This is a genomic window from Acinetobacter sp. YQ_14 (assembly GCF_043102985.1).
Lineage (GTDB): Bacteria > Pseudomonadota > Gammaproteobacteria > Pseudomonadales > Moraxellaceae > Acinetobacter > Acinetobacter venetianus.
Genome location: NZ_JBICJJ010000023.1, coordinates 136,933 through 158,282 on the forward strand (window position 1 = coordinate 136,933; position 21,350 = coordinate 158,282).

Below are 21,350 nucleotides of genomic sequence, written 5' to 3' on the forward strand. Positions count from 1 at the left end.
TGGTGTTAAACTTAACCTAGTTCTAAACTCATTTTTTATACTATGACCGCCAAAACGCTATACGCTTATACGCTACAACCTGTTCCTTACGAAGTTTCTGAAGTTGAACAACGTCAAGCCCAACTTATGATTTGGCGTAGTACTAACAAATTTAGTCGCAAAACATGGATGATCATGATTGCACTTGTTGCTCTCTCTTTGATCGGTGCTGGACTCATTAAATATTATTCGACTTATTCAACAGTTATTTGTTGGGTCGTGATCATCTCTGTAGCCCTTTTCTATCTTGTAAAAAGATTTGGTCTCGAGTGGTATGTAAAACGTAAAATGAATGAATTTCCAGTTCAGGAAATTAAAGGTATTCGTTTAGGCGTACAACCACACGGCATCGTAATGCGTCAAAAAGTTGGACTACAAGAAGGTACAGCAACGATTGGCTGGAAAGATATTTACGAGTGGTATAGCTCTCCAGATTTCATCTTGGTGAACTTTAAAGTAAAAACTCCTAAAGGCGAAGAACAACAAGGTGCTTATATCTTGCCAAAGCGCATGGATTCTAAGAACTTCTCTTTCAATACTGTACGTAAACATTTAAATGAAGTTGTAGGCGCACCGAAGTCAATTTAACTTCTAGTTAAAAAAACCTCTCATTTTGAGAGGTTTTTTTACACCTATAAAAATAAATGAGAATCAAAATCAATATTACCAACAAAATCCATATTATATTCTTAATCTTGAGTTATAATTTTTTACATAAACTTAACCATCTTTTCATTCTTCAACCATGATTAAAAAAGTCTTCTTCCAAATCCATTGGTTTTTAGGGGTTACCGCAGGTTTGATTCTCTCTCTTATGGGAGTCACTGGCGCAATTTACTCATACGATCAACAAATTCTAAACTGGCTCAATCAGGACAGCTATGTTGTTGAAGTTGCAACTACACCTAAATTAACCCCTGCTCAGCTTTATCAACATTTCAATCAACAGCAACCAGAGATTGAAATTAATAGCATTACCATCGCCTCTGATCCGACAGCCTCCTCCACCATCAACATTAAAAAAGAAGGTGCGCGTCGTGGCTATAATATGATGGTCAATCCATACACAGCAGAAGTTCTGCCTGAAATCAGAGGTCGAGATACTTTACAATTTATTCAACGACTCCATCGCAATTTAACCGCTGGTGAATTTGGTGCACAGATTACAGGTGCATCTACACTGATACTGATTTTCTTTGTACTCAGTGGAATTTACTTAAGATTCCCTAAAAAGCATTCTTTTAAACAATGGTTTTTTATCAAACCAAAATTAAAAGGACGCAACTTTATATGGGATTTACATGCAGTCGTTGGAACATGGGTCATTATTTTTTACCTGTTATTTGCATGTACAGGTTTATATTGGTCCTATGACTGGTGGCGAGCTGGCATGTTTAAAGTCATGGGGGTTGAGCAGCCACAGCGCAATCAACAACAGAATGAACCTCGAAATAGAAAAAATAAACAACCTGAATTGGCTCAACAACAGGTGAATACTATCTTGACCCAAACATGGACAGGCGTAAATGCACAAATCGGGCGTGAATATTCAAGCTTTACATTGAATATTCCAAAACATAATGATGCAAAAATCGAATTATCATTTGTCGATGCAATTCCACAGCATGAACGCGCACGTAACCAAGCTGTATACAATTACCAAGACAATAAGTTCGAGAAATTTGAACTATATGAAGATAAAAAGCTCAATGAAAAAATTATGAGCAGTATGCTACCTGTACATCGTGGTAGTTTCTTCGGTTCAACTTATCAATTTATTGCGATGCTCGCATCATTGGCAATGCCACTGTTCTTTGTAACAGGTTGGATGCTTTATCTTAAACGTCGCAAGCAGAAAAAATTAACCCAAGCCGCTCGCCAATCGCTGAATACACAGCAAATTGATCCAAATGCAAAGCCTTGGCTGATTACTTATGCATCTCAAACAGGTGTAGCTGAACAACTCGCATGGCGTACAGCAACTAGCCTGCAAGAAGCTCAACAACCAACTACCGTAAAACCGATTCAACAGCTCACAGAACAAGACTTGCTCCAAGCTGAACAAATGCTATTTGTGATCAGTACTTATGGAACAGGTGAAGCTCCAGATCTTGCAACCAGCTTTAGTAAAAAATTGATGCAACAAAAATTAGATCTGAACAACATGCAATACGCTGTTTTAGCACTTGGATCTAAAGAATATTCAGATAGCTATTGCAGTTTTGGTCATGCAGTGGATCAATGGTTAAAACAATCCAATGCACAATCACTATTTGAATTAATTGAAGTCAATAATGCTAACGCAGCAGACATCCAACGCTGGAATCAAGCTCTCTCAGAGGTGACTAAGCACGAGCTTCATGCGATGAACATCGAAAAAGTATTTGATCAATGGACACTTACCGAACGCTCTGTTTTAAATCCAAATAGTTTAGGACAACCCGCATATAACATTGAATTAACAGCACCTTACGATATCACTTGGCACGCTGGTGATATTGCAGAGATTCAACCTGCTAATGCTAGAACGGAAATCCAAACTTTCTTAGAAAAACATCAGATTCCCGCTCAAACACTTGTAAAATCATCGAATCAAACGATTGAAGAAACACTTTGGGATAAGAATCTACGCGTTGAAATAAAACCATTTACCAATCTTGAAACTTTGGTTGAACAACTTCCTCGCCTTCCTACGCGTGAATATTCGATTGCAAGTATTCCTTCTCAGCAAGTTCTTCGTCTTGTCGTGCGCCAAAAAAGCGATACTCAGGGTCACTTAGGCTTAGGTTCTGGATGGCTTACAAAATTCGTTCAGCTTAAAGAGAAAGTGGCTTTACGTATCCGGACCAATGAATCATTCCATTTAATTGACGACAACCGACCAATTATTTGTATTGGTAATGGAACAGGAATTGCTGGTCTGATGAGTCTATTACAGCAGCGTAATCGTCAAAACTACGTTGAAAACTGGCTTATCTTTGGTGAACGCCAACGTGAATGTGATTTCTTCTATAAAGAAACCATTGATGCTTGGAAAAATATGGGTACATTAAAACGTGTTGATTTAGCCTTCTCAAGAGACCAAGAACAACGAATTTATGTACAAGATCTTTTACGTACAAATGCGGATGAACTCAGTAAATGGATCAATCAAGGTGCTGTTATCTACGTATGCGGCAGCATTGAAGGAATGGCAGCAGGTGTCGAACAAGCACTGATTGACATTTTAGGCGACGAAACAGTTGATCAACTTCGCCAGTCAGGTCGCTATCGCCGAGATGTCTATTAATTCACTTTAAGCCCTATAAAAACGAGTGAACTTTCACTCGTTTTTTTACTCTACGATTTGCCTTTCTCATAATTTTGCATAAACTTAGCAGCGTTCAAATCGACAACGATTAAGATTATGCAAATAAGTACTTGGGTTCGTATTTTTTTAGCCCTCATTGGTTCAGTATTATTTTTGGATGGGGCAATTCTGATTGCATTGAAGAAAATTCATATTGGAACGGTTATCCCCTTCCTACTCGGACTGTTTTTTTGTATTTATGCTGCATTTTACTATCATATTGAACGCTTCTTTTTTTATCATTTCCGCTGGCATTCAGTTTGGCGTTTTGGGTGGTTATGTTTTTGGATTTGGCTAATTAGCTTAGGCTATTTTTTTAATTATCTGTCTAAAAACAATACGCAAGCTCAGAATATTGCACCAGTCAAAGCCATTATTGTTTTAGGTAGCGGCATTGAAAATGGTCAACCTTCAGCTACACTAGCAAAACGCTTAGATCGAGCAGCTCCAATCGCCCTTGCCCAGCCAAACGCGAAAGTCGTCGTTTCAGGTGGAGTCGATTTTGGCGAGACAATCAGTGAAGCGAAAGCGATGTCCCAATATCTTCAACAACACTATCGCATCCCAGCATCACAAATCATTTTAGAAAAACAAAGCACTAGTACCGAACTGAACTTAAAAAATAGCCAACTGCTTCTAAACGCACGAAATATCACGATTCAACAACCTATCGCGATCGTCACCAGTGACTTCCACACATTACGTGCAGCTGCAATTGCAAAAAAACAAGGTTATACAAATATCACAATGCTTGGGGCAACAACACCTTTGGAAACTCGCTACAACGCTTGGCTCAGAGAGTATTTTGCTTATGTTAGTGGTTGGGCACTCAATGAATATTGATGCGCACCTATCACCTAAAATTGATTGCATTTAATTATGCAATCTAATTTCTCGTGGTAAAGGTAATTTTAGCTCAGCGAACACTTCTGGGCGTTGTAAATAAACTTGATATAAAAAATTTTTGATATCTAATAAAAATGCATCAGGGGCAACAAGGAGGTTATTGCCTTCTGGTGTTAAGTCTAAAGATAAAATCGTATTGTTCTCTTTTAAAAAGGGAATCATCTTCTGTATTAGACTCATTAATGATATTTCTTGGACTGAATAATTCGCCCAACTGTCTTTCATCAATAATTTAGCTAATCCCTTACTCTGCCAAATAGATAAAGCATGCTGACCTGAAGGTGTCGCACACAAAGCCCAACCATCGTGATACAAAGCAATCACTTGGCGTTGCATAACAATATTTTCTATAAACTGACGATAAGCATCTTTTGGAGATGTATTTGTGATTGTAGTTTGAGATTTCGACGCAGCCTTGCGTTGATATGGATTTCTCATAAATTACTTCAATATTAGAATCATTATTGACGCAAATAATAAGATAATTTCAATTTGATTACAATGATTTGAGCTTTTGAAGAAGATATATGGTGGGCGCTGACGGGATCGAACCGCCGACATTCTGCTTGTAAGGCAGACGCTCTACCAACTGAGCTAAGCGCCCTGAGCGAGTATAAACAAAGCGAAACTTTGTCTAAGCACAAAAGGAAAAATTATCAATCTTCCTAATGGCATCTCGTATCAGAGATCAAGTATCAAGATACTTGTTAAAACTAATATTTTCTTGAAAAGGTATCAAGAAAATGGCGCAGCGGACGGGGCTCGAACCCGCGACCCCCGGCGTGACAGGCCGGTATTCTAACCAACTGAACTACCGCTGCACTGGTATTACTTCCATAGAGAAGTAAATGTCACAAATTATGGTGGGCGCTGACGGGATCGAACCGCCGACATTCTGCTTGTAAGGCAGACGCTCTACCAACTGAGCTAAGCGCCCTGAGCAAGGTAACAAAGAATACTTTGTCTGAGTAAAAAACTCAACTCAACCCTAGCATGCAAATTTAAAGTGGCGCAGCGGACGGGGCTCGAACCCGCGACCCCCGGCGTGACAGGCCGGTATTCTAACCAACTGAACTACCGCTGCACTATAATTTTGCAATTATGGGGTAAACGATTATTAAAACTTAAGTGGCGCAGCGGACGGGGCTCGAACCCGCGACCCCCGGCGTGACAGGCCGGTATTCTAACCAACTGAACTACCGCTGCACTTGAGTCTTAACGTAAAGGCTTGGTGGGCGCTGACGGGATCGAACCGCCGACATTCTGCTTGTAAGGCAGACGCTCTACCAACTGAGCTAAGCGCCCTTAACGTCTTCATCGTTTGTGAGGTGCATTATAGAGAATCTTTACAGCCTGTCAAACGCTTTTCCCAATCTTTTCCTAAAAAAGCGTACGAATGATTAAAAAATAAGTAATTCTTTGAAAAAACCGATATTTCCGTATTTTATTTAAGCACTTATTTCTATTTTAGAACTTCCTTTTCTAACGAATGTTCAGAAATATAAACCAAGGCATCTTCAGAAATGAGATCAAACAACTCGATAATTTCGTCATTCTTCATTCTGATACAACCATGCGACATTGGAATTCCCATTGGTTCAGTATCAGGAGTACCATGAATATAAATATATCGTTTAAATGTATCGCACCCCTCTCCGTGATTGAAACCCTGCTCTAAACCATCTAGCCATAAAATACGAGATAAAATCCAATCTCTTTGAGGAAATTGTTGAGCAAGTTGCTGGTCATAAATTTCGCCTGTCGGCTGACGCGCAATGAATACTGAATTTTGTGGAGAATTTTCACCAATTTTCTGAGCAACTCGATGCCATCCGCGTGGGGTTTTGCCACTATTTTCTTGTTCACCAATACCATTTTTGCCAGATGAGATCACATAAAACTTATTATGTTTAGGTAAACTTAAAGTCTGTTGCGCTAAATCGATAACAATATCTGCTTGCTCAAGTGTATACGCCATTTTTATCTCGGTATTTGATGAATCCTATTATTTCACCATAGCGTATTCTCTATTTCTTGTATTTTTCAGTAGTTTTTTTTGTTTTCAACTTAAAATATTCAAATGGACGGCATTTACTATATGCTTAAATAATCAGTAAATGCCCTTTTCCTATCGTGATTCGGGACGCATCCATAGCCAGACAGCAACAATAAACATAGTGACATCAGTAAAAATTTTGACGAGAAATGGAGCATTGGTAAACAGCATTAAAATACCGCTCAACAGCATCATTATACTTGCAATCCATTTGGCTTTACGGGGAACAGTCCCTTTTTCACGCCATTTACGCAATGTCGGCCCGTATTTAGGGTGATTCAATAACCAAGCATCCATTTGAGGCCATCCCTTAGATGCTGCCCATGCGGCTAAAATAAGAAAGACTGTTGTCGGCATTCCTGGCAATATCGCGCCAATAATTCCTAGCGTAATAAAAATTACAACTAGACTCCGCCAAAACAAAGTTTTCATTTAGCAATTAACCAATACGTCAGCACAAGCATGCTAGTATAAAGTGTTTTTTATCTGCTTTCTTAAACTTAGCTTGCTTATTTCTATGGTTGGGTTAAATGATGACTAAAGTTGTTGCTTATTTTGAACCTTGGTTACAGTTTAAAACCCCTATCGTTAGACAACTCGCTTTTAGTATTGCCAGCCCAAGTATTTTGGCAAAACTCCCGCAAGAATTAATAATAAAAAATGCTTTTGAGCTGCATGATTCTACGCACTGGCAAACACTTTATCAAAAGTATGAACCTCGCTTATACGAACTTGATCTTTCCCCCCAGCCTTTGATTGACTTTCTCGCTAGACTTAAAAGTACTCGCTTGGGCTTACGTTTTGAAAATTTATTATGGTTTTGGTTACTCGATAGTGATTACCACCATTATCAATTACTTGGACATAGTATTCAGATCATTTCTGGCGCGATAACACTAGGAGAACTGGATTTTTTGGTATTAAACCAAAAGACTCAACAAATTGAGCATTGGGAAGTTGCTTTAAAATATTATTTGGGGGAATGTAAATTAAATTTAGCAGAATGGTATGGCCTCAACCGTGAAGACACTCTCAACAGAAAGCTAAAACATTTTACAGAACGTCAATTCCAATTTTCAGAGGCAAATAACCACATCATTCAACGAAAATTTGCTGTGATGAAAGGTCAACTCTATTTACCTACTAGATATGACATTGCAAGAGCGCACCTTCCGGAATGGATAAATTCGGAACGACGCTTAGGTCGTTGGGGGACTCACCTCCCTCAAACAGATTATCATCGTTTGCAACGCCCTGAATGGTTATGTCCGAATCAAAATTTGAGTTCTGAATCAGCAAAATGGTGGACTGATGGTCTGTACTACGCCCCTATGAATGAGCCTGAATATTATATGTTTCGAACCTCAAGACTTACGTCATTAAACTCAGCTTAAATGAAGATTTGTTTGTGAAGTAACAATTCATAACACATCTACCAATAAACCATCATGTTCATTTTCTAGTACTTTTTTTAGTCTCTAAGAACATCATAATTACATTTAAACGGAGAAGATGATGAAAAAAATCTTAGTTGCTTCGATCATGACCGCTTTTGTATTGACTGGTTGTAATACCTTTAAGGGTTTTGGGCAGGATGTGTCTAAAGCAGGTGATAAAGTTACTCAAACTGCTGAAAAAACTCAGGATAAAATGTAATTTTTTAGAACAACCTCCACAAAACCTTATCTAGACATAGATAAGGTTTAATTTGACATACCTTTCTCAGTGATATTCCCCTATTATATCGGTTCAGATTTCACCAGATTTAGCCACATCTCGCATGAACCATTCCGATACTTTAGAACTTAGCCTACAACTCCTTCGTCAACCCTCTGTAACTCCAGTCGATCATGATTGCCAAAAAATCATGGCTGAGCGTTTAGAAAAGGTTGGTTTTAAAATCGAAAATATGCGCTTTGGCGACGTTGACAATCTATGGGCGCGTCGTGGAACTGAACATCCTGTATTTTGCTTTGCTGGTCACACGGATGTTGTCCCTACTGGTCAGTTAGATGCTTGGAATTCAGATCCATTTTTACCAAGTATCCGTGATGGTAAGTTATATGGTCGTGGTTCAGCGGATATGAAAACAGCATTAGCCGCAATGGTTGTAGCATCAGAACGTTTTGTCGCTAAACATCCAAATCACAAGGGTTCTATTGCTTTCCTAATTACTTCTGATGAAGAAGGTCCATCAATCAATGGTACGGTTAAAGTTGTAGAAACTTTAGAAGCGCGTAATGAGAAAATGACGTGGTGTTTAGTTGGCGAGCCATCTAGTACCAATACACTTGGTGACATTATTAAGAATGGTCGTCGTGGTTCACTCAATGCAGTACTCACGGTACATGGCAAACAAGGGCACGTTGCTTATCCGCATCTTGCGCAGAACCCAATCCATCTGGCATCTAAAGCAATCAATGATTTATGTGAAACTGTATGGGATCATGGAAATGAATATTTCCCTGCAACATCGTTCCAGATTTCAAATATTCAAGCAGGAACAGGTGCAACAAATGTTGTTCCGGGTACACTGAAAGTGACATTTAACTTCCGTTACTCAACAGAAGTCACCGCAGACGAGTTAAAGCAACGCGTTTTAGCGATACTCGACAAATACAATCTATCGTATGACATCAACTGGACGTTGTCAGGATTACCATTCCTAACCCCAGTCGGTGAGCTTGTAAATGCCGCAACCACTGCAATCAAAAATGTCGTTAACGTTGACGCTGAACTCTCAACCAGTGGCGGTACTTCTGATGGTCGCTTTATCGCACCAACAGGAGCGCAAGTGTTAGAGTTAGGCGTTTTAAATGCAACAATCCACCAAATTAATGAGCATGTGAATGTAGACGATCTAGATCCGTTAGCTGAAATCTACGAACAAATCCTTATTGAATTGCTCACATAAAAATAAAATTAAGTAAAAAAGGAACTCAAATGAGTTCCTTTTTTACTATAAACCAAGCTGTTTTTGTATGTTTTGCAGATCAGGGACATAAAACTGTTTATCCCCCATTTTCACATATTTAAAGACATTTTGATCAGCAATATCCCGCTCTTCATCTACAATCTCAGAAATACGCAATCGAATCGATTCAGGCATTTCATTACAAACTAAAGCAAAGCGTTCTGAAACGTCATCACCCTCAATAACTAATGCAACCCCTTGCTGCTCACTCGGATCATTCACAGAAAAAACAGGAAGCTTTAAATCATGCCACTCGATATAGTCCGCATCAGTTTGAGTATCCATTGCGGACAAAACAATATTTTGCGGCAGTAACATTGGAACATTTTGATGACACTCAATAATATAAGCGTCAATAAATCCAGTAGAAACCGTAATTAAATGCTGTAACTCTTGCTGATCAATTTGACCCAATGTTGAGTTAGCGCTCTTTTTAGCCATTATTATTCACCTCTTAGCGCACTGCCAGTAAACTTTCAATATTTTCCAAGAGAGCTTCTTCTTGGAATGGTTTACCCATGTACTGACTTACACCTAATGACAATGCTCGCTCACGATGTTTCTCACCTGTACGTGAGGTAATCATGATAATTGGCAAGTCTCGATGTAACTCATGATGTCGAACAAGGTTTGTTACCTCGAAACCATCCATTCGTGGCATTTCAATATCAAGCAACATCAAATCTGGTTTAATGGTTTCGAGTTGCTCCATCGCATCCACACCATCTTTAGCAGTAACCACATCATAACCTTGTCGTTCCAACAAGCGAGATGTAACTTTACGTACCGTTACTGAGTCATCGACGATCATAATCAAGCGACGCTCATCATAACGATGTTTAGTATAGGTCTCATCAGCTTGTTTGCTACGATGAGTTGACTGCGCTTGACGTGCAATATTTTGACCATCCAAGATCAAACAAACTTGACCATCACCAAGAATCGTTGCACCTGCAATTACACCAATGCTTGAGAATTGTTGGCCGATTGGTTTCACTACAATTTGGCCACGCGAACCAATTAATTGATCAACCAACAGCGCGGTCGTTTGCCCTTGAGCACCTTTAACCAACAGAACTGGCAATGAATGTACGATACCACTCAAACGAGGAATTGGCTGTCCCGCAACGAACTCAGACAAGTAACGTAAACGGTAATTTTCCTGATCGATTTTGAAGTAGTCTTCTTTGCTCTCGAAATATTGCTCTAGTGCAGCAGGTGAAATACGGACAATACGGTCAATTTGCGCCAATGGGAATGCAAATTGTTGATCGCCAGCTTTTACCATCAAGGCATCACTTACCGCTACCGTAGTTGGAACTCGAATAGTAAATGTTGTGCCTTTACCTAATTTCGAGTCAACACTGACGTGACCACCAAGCGCCTTAATATCACTTTGAACCACATCAAGACCAACACCACGCCCTGAAATTTGGGTTACTTGAGCCGCGGTACTAAAGCCTGGATGGAAAATAAATTGTAGAATTTCTTCTTGATCAAGCTTTTGGTCTTTGGTCATCAGACCAGTTTGAATTGCTTTCTGCTTGATTCGACTAACATCAATCCCTTTACCATCATCACTGAATGTCACAACAACATCAGTACCTTGACGACCAATATTTAAAACAATACTACCCGTTTCTGGCTTATTGGCTTTCAAACGATGTTCATGATCTTCAATACCATGGTCAATCGCATTACGCAGCATGTGTTCGAATGGTGCAACCAATTTTTCAAGAATACTGCGATCCAACTCGCCTTCAGTATTATTAACAATTAAGTCCGTTGGTCGATTCAACGTTGATGCAGTTTGGCGCACGATACGCTGTAAACGAGGTAACAATCTAGAGAATGGAACCAAGCGAGTACGCATCAGACTTTCTTGAATTTCAGCCTGAATACGCGACTGTTGTAATAACAGACCTTCGGTATCACGAATCTTTTCAGATAAGGTTGTTTTAAAGTCAACCAAATCCGATGCTGACTCTGCTAACGATTTCGACAACTGATTTAAAGAAGAATATTGATCCATTTCTAATGGGTCAAAGTCTTCATAGCGCGAGTTTTCACCACCATGGCGTGCAATAATCTGACTTTCCAATTCGCCTTCCATACGGCGCAACTGATCAGCCAAACGCTTAATCGCAAGCTCCATTTCCGTTAACGTACCGCCCAGCTGACCTAAGTCCATTTCGATACGTGAACGGTTGATTGCATTCTCACCTGATAAGTCAATCATCTTCTCAATGACATCAGCTGAAACACGAATCATCTCATTGTTTTGCTCAACCCGCTCAGAGCTTTCCCACTCACCCAACATTGAAGGTGGCTCTGTGCCATCTCCCTGAACAAACTCCATAGTATATTCAGGCGTAAAGATATCTTTGGCTGATAGTTTTTGCGGTAATTGAGCAGAAACATCCACAAACTCCATCTTCTCCAAACTTTGTTTTAATCCATCAAAGTTTGCATATTGGCGTTTAAAGATTGCATCGCTTAACCAAGCAAAGGCTGTGTTCAATAAATTATCGTAAACATTCGAATTGAAATGGTGCACACCAAACTGCTCGAATGCATTTTCTAAATGATATGCAATGATCGCAATTGCATCCAACTCAGCCATTCGTGCGCCACCTTTTAAACTGTGGGCATTACGCTGAAGTTGTAATAACAAACTACGATTACTACGTTGATCAAACCATTGTTTTAATAAGCTCTGAGCTTGTTCAAGTAGCTCAGCAGCTTCTTCTAAGAAAGTCTCTTCAACTAGAGAGCGAACTTCATCATCAGCATGTAGAGATTCCGTTTCTTGAGTCGTATCTACCGATATAGAACTTTCTTCTATTTCAGGCTGTTCGATTGGTTCTACGACTTCAAACGTAGTTTGCTCTGATGGCGGCTCAATGACCTCCGCTTGTGATTCAACGAGTTCAATTTCTTCAGCCTGATGTTCTAAAGCATCAGTATGAGTAACAGATCCGCTCGGTTGTTGGATCAATTGCAAGACATGTGTTGATGGATAGTCAACCTGCTGGTCTCGAATGATTTGAATACGATCAGCAATATCATCCTGAACTAAACGAATTAAACCAATTAACTGCGGTGAAGGCTGCAACTGTTGATTAATCAACTTTTCATAAATCGTTTCAAGCTCATGCGCGATTAAGCCGATATGACGTGCCTGAATCATATTTGCACCACCCTTTAAGGTATGCAAATAACGCATCAAATTCTTTAATGCATCCGTATTTTGATAATTCGTGGTCCATAAATTGAGGTCTGAATCAATACCGACCAATAATTCATCTGCTTCATCAAGGAAAATATCCAGTAAATCAGGATCAAACTCACGATTAGATTCGCTTGAATTTAACAATTGCTTATCTAAAGCCAATTGAGATGCTTGATCTGCTGTATCAAAAGCAGCAGTTTGGGATAATGACAAATCTAAAGTCGGCAGCTCATCATCCACCGTACTATCCAGATTAGAAACAGTAAATTCCAACTCATTTCCAATACTGAGTTCGTCTGTAATTGTTTCTTCTTCAACGAATGCTTCAGAAGTTGTTTGTGCTTCCAAAGGAATTTCAGCAGCAACACCTGTAGATTTAGCTAAACTTGTTAAGACAGTCAGAATATGTGTTGATGGATAATCAACTTTTTGATCTCGTATAGTTTGGATTCGATCAGCAATATCATCTTGTACTGCACGAATCACACGAATTAAATCAGGAGAAGCTTGTATTTGTTGGTTGATTAACTTCTCATAAATGGTCTCTAACTCATGCGCGATTAAACCGATGTGACGTGCCTGAATCATATTTGAACCACCTTTTAAGGTGTGCAAATAACGCATCAAGTTCTTAAGTGCATTAAGATTTTGATGATCGGCTGTCCAACTATTCAAATCATCATCAATACCAGACAACAATTCATCGGCTTCTTCAAGGAAAATATCTAATAAGTCAGGATCAAAATCTTTGTTAGATTCAACAGAATCAAGTAATTGTTTATCTAGCCTTAATTGGGCAGAGATATCGTTTGATTCAACTGTATTCACATTTTGAGAAACAGCGTCCTCAACTACATCTGCATTCTCAGCTAGATGCAATGGTTCTGTAATTTTTTCAGCTTCTAAGGTTTCAACATTTTGCTGGGTAAATGAACTTAACTCATTTAACAAAAGTTCATGAGCTTTAGTTAAAGTGACACGTTGGCCAGCAGCTAGCGTATCAAACAACTGAATAAAGTACTGATGTACTTGATGATATAAATCAAATGCATAATCAAGATTCAACAAGTTTGGCTTGAACAATAAATCTTGATAGCTTGATCGCATTAAACTCGTGTATTGATACATCCCAATCGTCGCATGATGATGGGTATGCTGTAGCAAAAGCTCTGTTTGCTGACTTAAAGACTGAATGTATTGAGGAAATTCATTACGAGCACGTTTTTCAAAATCAAACTCAACATCTAATAAATCATTGATATTCAATTCTAATAACTGAGAGACAAGTCCCTGCGGACGAACAGCATCTCCAAGTTTTTCTTCCAATTGGAAGTCGTAACTATCCCATGCAGCATTAAAAGTATTATAAATTTGATCAAGCTGCTCTTGGACACCTTCTTGCTTCAAGGTATGTAAATAGTCACGAACAAACTGAGCATAATTTGTAAGAAGCGCTGTTTCGTCAGAACTAGAATCCAGTTCATCTTGCAACAAGGTTTTAAATAAGTTTTCTACTTTGGAACTTGCTTCAAATACTTGATCAACATGCGCCATAGCTGAACTACCACGCAATGTATGTAACGCACGAATCAAAGTATTATAGTTGTCGTTGGTTGGACGCTCATTTATCAAGAACTGATCAATTGTAGCTAAATGATCCTCTGCTTCCTCCAAGAAAATAGCAAGAGTTTCTTTAATGAGAACATCATCCACCTGATCTTCGCTATCAAAGTCAGCAGCCTCTACGTGCTCAACTTCGGCAGTAATATCTTCTGCAAAAACATCTTCTAGATCTGTTGAGACTGTTTCACTATTCAGTGTATTTGCTAATTGTAATAATTCAGCTAGCGCTGGTTCAGGGCTATGCTGTTGTTGTAATTGTTGTCCTAAAAGAACCAATGGCTTTAGATTAATTTGATGCTTTTGAACCGATTTAAAATCTTGGAAAAGTTTAAAATGATACACATTGAAAATCGCTTGGACATATTGCTGAATTTCGCTGTTTAATGGAAGTGTGCCAGCAAGTACTCTATTAAGAGTATCTTCAACCGTCCAAGCCAATTCACCAGAAGACTTCGCACCCACCATGCGACCAGAGCCTTTTAGTGTGTGGAAATGACGACGAATATCTGTCAACACATCTTGCTGATTCGGCTGCTCAATCCATTGAGCCAATAAAGGTTCTAACTCAACAAAAATCTCTTCTAACTCTTCGATAAAAATTTCGAGAATTTCTGAGTCTTGTTCAAGATAACTATCTTCAGGAAGCGTCATCGTTTCAACTAACGTTTTTAATATTTCTTTCATAGCGGCTTCTTTCGTTTTTATCCACGAATTGTGGCTAAAAAATACGTTTATCTAACGCACAAGATGTCTTTCCGTCGAATCCTCATCTTGCCGAGATAGTCTATATCTATACAAAAGGAAGGCAGATACCCCATCTACCCTCCTTTCTTGACTTATTCAGGTAACTTAAAGTCTGTTACCGATTCACGTAATGATTCAGCCATATTTGCCAATTCAGAAACTGAGCGAGCTGTATCAAAAGTTGCAGTCGTAGTTTGAGATGTAATTTCCTGTACGACATTCATCGTTGTAGCAATATGACCTGCTGATGCAGACTGAAGTTTTGCGGCATCAGAAATGCTTGCAATTAACTTCGCCAAATCGCCCGATACCGTTTGAATTTCGTCTAGTGCAATACCCGCATCTTTTGCTAAGTTCGCACCACGAACAACCTCTGAAGTCGTTTGTTCCATGGAAATAACAGCTTCGTTTGTATCTGTTTGAATCGTTTTTACCAGACTCTCAATCTGCTTCGTTGCTGATGCAGAACGTTCTGCAAGACGCTGTACCTCATCCGCTACAACGGCGAAACCACGACCTGCTTCACCTGCCATAGATGCCTGAATAGCAGCGTTTAATGCCAAGATGTTTGTCTGGTCGGCAATATCGTTAATCAGAGAGACAATGTTACCAATCTCTTGTGAAGATTCACCCAAACGCTTAATACGTTTTGATGTTTCTTGAATCTGTTCACGAATATGATCCATACCTTCGATCGAACGGTTTACAACTTGTGCACCATTCGATGCAATTTGTACCGAACGTTGTGCTACATCTGCTGATTCAGAAGCATTTGCAGATACTTGGTCAATAGACAATGCCATTTCGTTCATCGCCGCTGATGCACCTGCAATTTCTTGCGCCTGATGCTCAGATGCCTCTGCTAACTGATTGGTAATGTTCTGCGTATCTTGTGTATATCGAGCAACCTCTTGCGAAGTGTCCGTAATACGAGATACAAGATCACGTAATTGATCAATCGCAAAGTTAATCGAGTCAGCAATTGCCCCTGTAAAGTCTTCAGATACTGTTGCATATGAACGTAAGTCACCATCTGCAAGATCGGCAATTTCATCGAGTAAACGTAAAATCGCGTTCTGGTTACGGTCATACTCATCTTGTAAGCGTGTAACACGCTCTTTATCCGTATTACTACGCAATGCAAGTAACTGTAATGCTGAGAAAACTAGTAATCCTAAAGCTCCAATTAATACGATACCTGCAATTACATTAGCCCAACCACCTTCGGCTTTATCAGATAAGGTATTTAAAGCACCAAGTAAATTATCTGATTGTGAGAAAATTTCAGATGAAGCCTGACGTACACGAACGATTTGATTGGCGTTCTTTAAAACTGTTTCAGCTGCTGATTTCAAAACTGCATCATAGTCAGACTTAATACTATCAACAGACTCGCGTAGATCAGGTGATGTAATACGTTCTACGCCTAGCTCAGCACTACCATTCAATTGAGCATTTAAGTAAACACCAAAGGTATCAATATCTGCGCCGAAGTCATTTGCAGATACACTAGAGTTATCTGTACCAACCAGTACCGAGTTAATAGAACGCAAAATACGTTCCGCAATAAACACTTGGTTCTTTGTGATGATTACTTGGCTACTTGGCATGTTCTCACGAACCATTTGATCGACCATCAAGTTATACTCTGCCTGAATCTCAGGAATAGTTTCACTGATCGAAATATTGGTATCGTATAATTGATTAATAACTTTTTGTTGCGATGTAATTAACTCAATATTTTTAGCAACCGCACCCCAAAGCGTATCTACTTTTTTGTACTCTTCTGAACCTGTACCGTAAACACTTTCAACGGTTTCAAGGTTCGTTACAAATCGCTGTTGAGATTCAACTAAGCTTTTCATTGCTTCTGGTGTACCAGATGCAGTTGCTTCAGTCGCTTGACGAGAAATCATTTGCGATAATAAACGCAACTCACCCAAGCTACGAGTCAACTGATTCGAACGAGGCACACTGACGAAAAGATAAATCAAGAGAATAACTGCTAGAGCCAAAGCAATTAAAGCACGATAAAGAATAGGCTTTGATTTTTCAGTTTCACCGAAGATACGAGAAAACTGATCGAGTTGCGTACGAATCTTTTCTAGAAACGCACCACCACTTTTTGAGCCAGTACTATCGCTACCACTAGCATTTTTCTTTTTAAGTTTAAAGCCCATATCAGCTTCTCCCCTGAATACGCGTTTATCTTCCGTAGCGCATTAAATTAGTTTATAAATTTTATTGATGCATTCATGTATTGAGGGTTTTTCAATAACCGACTCAGTAAAAATACATGCCATTGTTGATTATGTTGATGGAAATACCCCTGACAATAGTCTTGCAACTTATCGTCTAACTCAGCACTTTGAGAAAAGAAACTCTTTTTATTAAAGTGCTGAATCCCCAAAACTTGGTCAACAACCAAGCCAACATATTGATCTTGATGACTAATACAAATTACTTTTTGTGTCGGAGAAAACTGGCTTCGCTGTCCTGAAATAAAATGTGTTAAATCAGAAACAGAAAGCAATCGCCCTCGAATATTCGCCAAACCACGCACCCATGCCTGAGTGTTTGGAACTGGGGTATATTTCGGTGGATAAATCACCTCAGAAATTTCCCCCAATGGCGCAACAAAATATTGCCCTAACATCTCAAATGCGATACCAGACCATCGGCTGACTTCATTTTGAGTTGAAGCATATTGTTTATTGCCTCGCTTGGATAAGCGAAGCAATTCGATAAATCCATTTGCTGCCATAACCTATCCCGTATTGAGTAATGAAAAGGCTCGTATGAATTAACTTAATAATTGTTTAATTACATCAATAAGCTGTTGCTCATCAATTGGCTTGGTCAAATAGTCACATGCCCCTTGACGCTTACCCCATACACGATCTGTCGCCTGATCTTTGGTACTTACAATTACGACAGGAATATGTTGAGTGTCTTTGCCTTTACTAATTTGACGAGTCGCTTGGAAGCCATTCATCCCAGGCATCACCACATCCATAAGAACTAAATCAGGCAACTCAGCTTGTGCCATTGTTACACCGTCAGCACCATTGGTTGCTTCAATTACTTCATAACCGTGTTTTGTTAAAATTTCTCTAAAACGAAAAGTTTCAGTAGGAGAATCATCTACTATAAGTATACGAGCCATTTTTTCCTCAATTTAAATTTTATGCGCTAACATGGTTACGAATCGCATTTAACAGCTCATCTTTACTGAACGGCTTTGTTAAATATTCATCAGATCCCACAACGCGCCCTTTTGCCTGATCAAACAAACCGTCTTTGCTTGACAACATAATCACTGGAATATTTTGATAGTTTAATGAATTCTTGATTAGGGCACAGGTCTGATAGCCGTCTAAGCGCGGCATCATAATATCAACAAAAACGATATCAGGATTTGCTTCGGCAATTTTCGATAAGGCTTCAAAACCATCAATCGCTGTCACAACTTCACAACCTTCTCGCTGGAGTAAAGTTTCAGCCGTACGTCGAATTGTTTTTGAATCGTCAATCACCATTACCTTTAAATTTTGAAATTTATCTTCCATTTAATTGTCCTGCCCCATTCACTCAATACAAATTATGGTTGGTTTAATTTGTTTTATACAGATTAGTTGATATTTTTAACATATCTCTACTTGCATTATCAATGAAGTTTTTTGAACCAACATATCAGTTTCCTACAACAATAATAATTAGGTCACACTTTTCATCAAATAACTATTTTTTTTGCATACTAAGTATTTTTAATTGTATAAATAGCTACTAATATACAACTGATTATTATTTAAAAATAAGTGATTTAATTAACTTTTATCGGGGAATGTAATGACTGGTTCGTTAAAGTTCGGTTTCCGTATTAGCGACTTTACAACGATTGCTCGTAATTACATTTGCGCTGTTTTTTTATGCGTTTTTTGCTCTTCTAGCTTTGCTGCAGTTGAGCAACCCAAAGCCGTTTGGTACCGTTATTACGATAAAAATGGTGTGGCAAATGTAAGCACATCAGTGACCCCTGAACATATTCGTTATGGCTATGAAGCACTCGATCGCAATATGCAAGTGATCAAAAAAAATCGTCCTTATAATGCCGCACAAGATATTCAACAATCTGCACGTAGAGAGTCTATCGCTAGGCAAAGAGAGCAGGATTTACGACTTAAACGCGCCTATGGCAATACAAAAATTGCTGCCTCAAAACGAGATCAAATTTTAGCAACATTGAAAAAGCAATTAAATTATCAACAAGATCAGCTTCAGCAATTACAGCAAGATAAAATTGCATTTAAGCGCCAAGAAATGGAATATCATCGCAAAGGACAAGCAATCCCAACACAACTCAAAAACAATTTAGAAAACAACAACAGAAACATTGATAATGTCAAAAGAACAGTTGAAAGTTTACGTAATGCTTATCATAAAACCGAATCTGACTATGAAGATATTATCAATCGCTTACGTATATTAGAGCAAAATGATGCGAATCGAACGCGCTAGCTTAAATCATAATCTCTACAAACTCGCATCACTTGGAAGAAATGCCACTGTTTAGTTTTTCCGAAATCAATGATTTCATGGCATAATGCCTACTCTTCAAAATTGATCTGTTTATCTATCATTTTTGTTATCTTCTTTAAATAACACTTAACTTTAGGATAGTTTCCATGCGCGCAAGCCGCTTTTTATTTGCAACGTTAAGAGAAACCCCAAATGATGCTGAAGTCATTTCACACCAGCTCATGTTACGTGCGGGGATGATTCGTAAATTAGCTTCTGGTTTATACTCTTGGTTGCCCATGGGAACGCGTGTTTTAAAGAAAGTTGATGCGATTGTTCGCGAAGAAATGAATCGTTCTGGTGCTTTAGAAGTATTCATGCCAGTTACCCAACCCGCTGCGCTTTGGGAAGAATCTGGTCGTTATGAACAATACGGTCCAGAATTGTTACGCTTTAAAGATCGCCACGATAATCCATTTGTGCTTGGTCCAACACATGAAGAAGTGATCACTGATTTAGCACGTAACGAATTAAAAAGTTATAAGCAATTACCTTTGAATTTTTATCAAATTCAAACTAAATTTCGTGATGAAATTCGCCCACGTTTTGGTGTGATGCGCTCTCGTGAATTTATCATGAAAGATGCCTATTCATTTCATGCTGACCAAGCTTCTCTCCAAGAAACTTACGACGTAATGTATGACACTTATAGTCGTATCTTTACACGTCTTGGCTTAGACTTCCGTCCAGTTCAAGCAGATACGGGTTCAATTGGTGGTTCAGCTTCTCATGAATTCCACGTACTTGCTGCAAGTGGTGAAGATGATATCGCATTCTCAACTGAGTCAGACTTTGCTGCTAATGTTGAAATGGCTGAAGCTGTTTTAGTTGGTGAACGCGCCGCTGCAACTCAAGCTTATACGCTTGTTGATACGCCGAATCAAAAAACCATTGCCGATGTATGCCAGTTCTTAAACAGCGATGCTAAACAATCCGTTAAAGCACTTTTAGTACAAGGTCCAAGCGATGAGAAAGGTCATACACCAGTGGTTGCCCTGTTCTTACGTGGCGATCACGAACTGAATGATATTAAAGCTGAAAAGCATCCCTTAATCGCTGCGCCTTTAACTTTTGCAACTGAAGAACAATTACAACAACATGGATTAACAGCAGGTTTCTGTGGCCCGCAAGGTCTCGTTGAAAAGGGTTTAACGGTTATCATTGATCGCGCTGCGTCTGTTCTATCTGACTTTGTAGCTGGTGCAAATGAAGTTGATAAACATGCAACTGGCGTAAACTGGGATCGTGACGCAAAATTCACAGAAGTATTTGATCTTCGTAATGTTGTTGAAGGTGATCCATCTCCTGATGGCAAAGGCACAATTCAGATTAAGCGTGGTATCGAAGTGGGTCACATCTTCCAACTCGGTACAAAATACTCTGAAGCATTGGGTTGTAAAGTTCTCGGTGAAGATGGCAAACCATTTACAGTGACCATGGGTTGTTATGGTATAGGCGTAACGCGCGTAGTTGCTGCTGCAATTGAACAAAACTTTGATGATAAAGGTATTATTTGGCCAAAAGCGATTGCACCGTTTGAAATTGCAATTGTTCCAATGAATGCACATAAATCACCTCGCACACTTGAAGCGGCTGAAGCCCTATACGCTGAATTACAAGCGCAAGGTTACGATGTATTACTTGATGATCGTAATGAGCGCCCAGGTGTTAAATTCTCTGATCTAGAATTGATGGGAATTCCACATCGTATCGTAATCGGTGAAAAAGGTTTAGATGCTGGTACTTTTGAATACAAAGGTCGCCGAGATGCGGAAGCGAGTAACTTAAGCAAAGATGAGCTTATGGCTCAACTCACTCGCTAATTAAAAATTTCGCGTATAAAAAAAGC

17 protein-coding genes and 6 tRNA genes are annotated in these 21,350 nt (G+C 39.1%); 8 read left to right on the forward strand and 15 right to left on the reverse strand.

Annotated features, from left to right (window positions below):
- Positions 1-42: 42 nt before the first annotated feature.
- The 3 genes from ACF8D3_RS12160 to ACF8D3_RS12170 all read left to right on the forward strand — a co-directional run bounded on the left by ACF8D3_RS12160 (position 43) and on the right by ACF8D3_RS12170 (position 4,231).
- A complete protein-coding gene (locus ACF8D3_RS12160; protein WP_004877141.1) occupies positions 43-627 on the forward strand; it encodes a YcxB family protein in 585 nt (194 codons plus the stop codon).
- 157 nt (positions 628-784) lie between these two features.
- Entirely contained in the window at positions 785-3,328 is a 2,544-nt protein-coding gene (locus ACF8D3_RS12165) for a PepSY domain-containing protein (protein ID WP_392471682.1), read from the forward strand.
- Between the two features lie 117 nt (positions 3,329-3,445).
- Positions 3,446-4,231 carry a YdcF family protein gene (locus ACF8D3_RS12170; protein ID WP_278595410.1) on the forward strand — a complete coding sequence of 262 codons (786 nt, stop codon included), beginning with the start codon at positions 3,446-3,448 and terminating at the stop codon, positions 4,229-4,231.
- 30 nt (positions 4,232-4,261) lie between these two features.
- Here ACF8D3_RS12170 and ACF8D3_RS12175 read toward each other — a convergent pair whose 3' ends face one another.
- The 9 genes from ACF8D3_RS12175 to ACF8D3_RS12215 form a co-directional block, all read right to left on the reverse strand.
- Positions 4,262-4,732 carry a DUF2750 domain-containing protein gene (locus tag ACF8D3_RS12175; RefSeq protein WP_007483982.1) on the reverse strand — a complete coding sequence of 157 codons (471 nt, stop codon included), beginning with the start codon at positions 4,730-4,732 and terminating at the stop codon, positions 4,262-4,264.
- A 90-nt stretch (positions 4,733-4,822) separates the two neighbouring features.
- Positions 4,823-4,898: transfer RNA gene (locus ACF8D3_RS12180), tRNA-Val, on the reverse strand.
- Positions 4,899-5,038: 140 nt separating this feature from the next.
- Positions 5,039-5,115: transfer RNA gene (locus ACF8D3_RS12185), tRNA-Asp, on the reverse strand.
- 40 nt (positions 5,116-5,155) lie between these two features.
- A tRNA-Val gene (locus ACF8D3_RS12190) sits at positions 5,156-5,231 on the reverse strand.
- 70 nt (positions 5,232-5,301) lie between these two features.
- Positions 5,302-5,378: transfer RNA gene (locus tag ACF8D3_RS12195), tRNA-Asp, on the reverse strand.
- Positions 5,379-5,423: 45 nt separating this feature from the next.
- Positions 5,424-5,500 (reverse strand) — tRNA-Asp (locus ACF8D3_RS12200).
- A 23-nt stretch (positions 5,501-5,523) separates the two neighbouring features.
- Positions 5,524-5,599 (reverse strand) — tRNA-Val (locus ACF8D3_RS12205).
- A 157-nt stretch (positions 5,600-5,756) separates the two neighbouring features.
- Positions 5,757-6,272: a cell wall-recycling L,D-carboxypeptidase ElsL gene (gene elsL, locus ACF8D3_RS12210; RefSeq protein WP_312100831.1), complete on the reverse strand. Its 516-nt coding sequence runs from the start codon at positions 6,270-6,272 to the stop codon at positions 5,757-5,759.
- A gap of 150 nt (positions 6,273-6,422) precedes the next feature.
- Positions 6,423-6,782: a YbaN family protein gene (locus tag ACF8D3_RS12215; protein ID WP_061392522.1), complete on the reverse strand. Its 360-nt coding sequence runs from the start codon at positions 6,780-6,782 to the stop codon at positions 6,423-6,425.
- A 101-nt stretch (positions 6,783-6,883) separates the two neighbouring features.
- Here ACF8D3_RS12215 and ACF8D3_RS12220 point away from each other — a divergent pair, with 101 nt between their 5' ends.
- The 3 genes from ACF8D3_RS12220 to dapE all read left to right on the forward strand — a co-directional run bounded on the left by ACF8D3_RS12220 (position 6,884) and on the right by dapE (position 9,264).
- Complete coding sequence (locus tag ACF8D3_RS12220; protein ID WP_061392658.1) at positions 6,884-7,744, forward strand: DUF1853 family protein; 861 nt, start codon at positions 6,884-6,886, stop codon at positions 7,742-7,744.
- Positions 7,745-7,862: 118 nt separating this feature from the next.
- On the forward strand, positions 7,863-8,006 hold the full coding sequence (locus tag ACF8D3_RS12225) for an entericidin A/B family lipoprotein (RefSeq protein WP_017196706.1): 144 nt from the start codon (positions 7,863-7,865) through the stop codon (positions 8,004-8,006).
- A gap of 124 nt (positions 8,007-8,130) precedes the next feature.
- The gene (gene dapE, locus ACF8D3_RS12230; protein WP_061392523.1) at positions 8,131-9,264 is read left to right on the forward strand and encodes a succinyl-diaminopimelate desuccinylase; all 1,134 of its coding nucleotides are present in this window, start codon (positions 8,131-8,133) and stop codon (positions 9,262-9,264) included.
- Positions 9,265-9,309: 45 nt separating this feature from the next.
- Here the strand turns inward: dapE and ACF8D3_RS12235 are convergent, their stop codons facing one another.
- The 6 genes from ACF8D3_RS12235 to pilG all read right to left on the reverse strand — a co-directional run bounded on the left by ACF8D3_RS12235 (position 9,310) and on the right by pilG (position 18,492).
- Entirely contained in the window at positions 9,310-9,765 is a 456-nt protein-coding gene (locus ACF8D3_RS12235; protein ID WP_061392524.1) for a hypothetical protein, read from the reverse strand.
- Between the two features lie 13 nt (positions 9,766-9,778).
- A complete protein-coding gene (locus ACF8D3_RS12240) occupies positions 9,779-14,863 on the reverse strand; it encodes an Hpt domain-containing protein (protein WP_061392525.1) in 5,085 nt (1,694 codons plus the stop codon).
- Between the two features lie 152 nt (positions 14,864-15,015).
- Complete coding sequence (locus ACF8D3_RS12245) at positions 15,016-17,103, reverse strand: methyl-accepting chemotaxis protein (RefSeq protein ID WP_019383788.1); 2,088 nt, start codon at positions 17,101-17,103, stop codon at positions 15,016-15,018.
- A gap of 47 nt (positions 17,104-17,150) precedes the next feature.
- Entirely contained in the window at positions 17,151-17,687 is a 537-nt protein-coding gene (locus ACF8D3_RS12250; RefSeq protein ID WP_007482460.1) for a chemotaxis protein CheW, read from the reverse strand.
- 39 nt (positions 17,688-17,726) lie between these two features.
- Entirely contained in the window at positions 17,727-18,089 is a 363-nt protein-coding gene (locus ACF8D3_RS12255; RefSeq protein WP_004877164.1) for a PleD family two-component system response regulator, read from the reverse strand.
- A 19-nt stretch (positions 18,090-18,108) separates the two neighbouring features.
- Positions 18,109-18,492: a twitching motility response regulator PilG gene (pilG, locus tag ACF8D3_RS12260; protein WP_312100819.1), complete on the reverse strand. Its 384-nt coding sequence runs from the start codon at positions 18,490-18,492 to the stop codon at positions 18,109-18,111.
- Between the two features lie 280 nt (positions 18,493-18,772).
- Here pilG and ACF8D3_RS12265 point away from each other — a divergent pair, with 280 nt between their 5' ends.
- Positions 18,773-19,441 (forward strand): hypothetical protein, encoded by a 669-nt coding sequence (locus ACF8D3_RS12265; RefSeq protein ID WP_312100816.1) that lies wholly within the window; start codon positions 18,773-18,775, stop codon positions 19,439-19,441.
- A 167-nt stretch (positions 19,442-19,608) separates the two neighbouring features.
- Positions 19,609-21,324, forward strand: coding sequence for a proline--tRNA ligase (locus ACF8D3_RS12270; protein WP_061392528.1), 1,716 nt, complete (start codon positions 19,609-19,611; stop codon positions 21,322-21,324).
- Positions 21,325-21,350 lie beyond the last annotated feature (26 nt).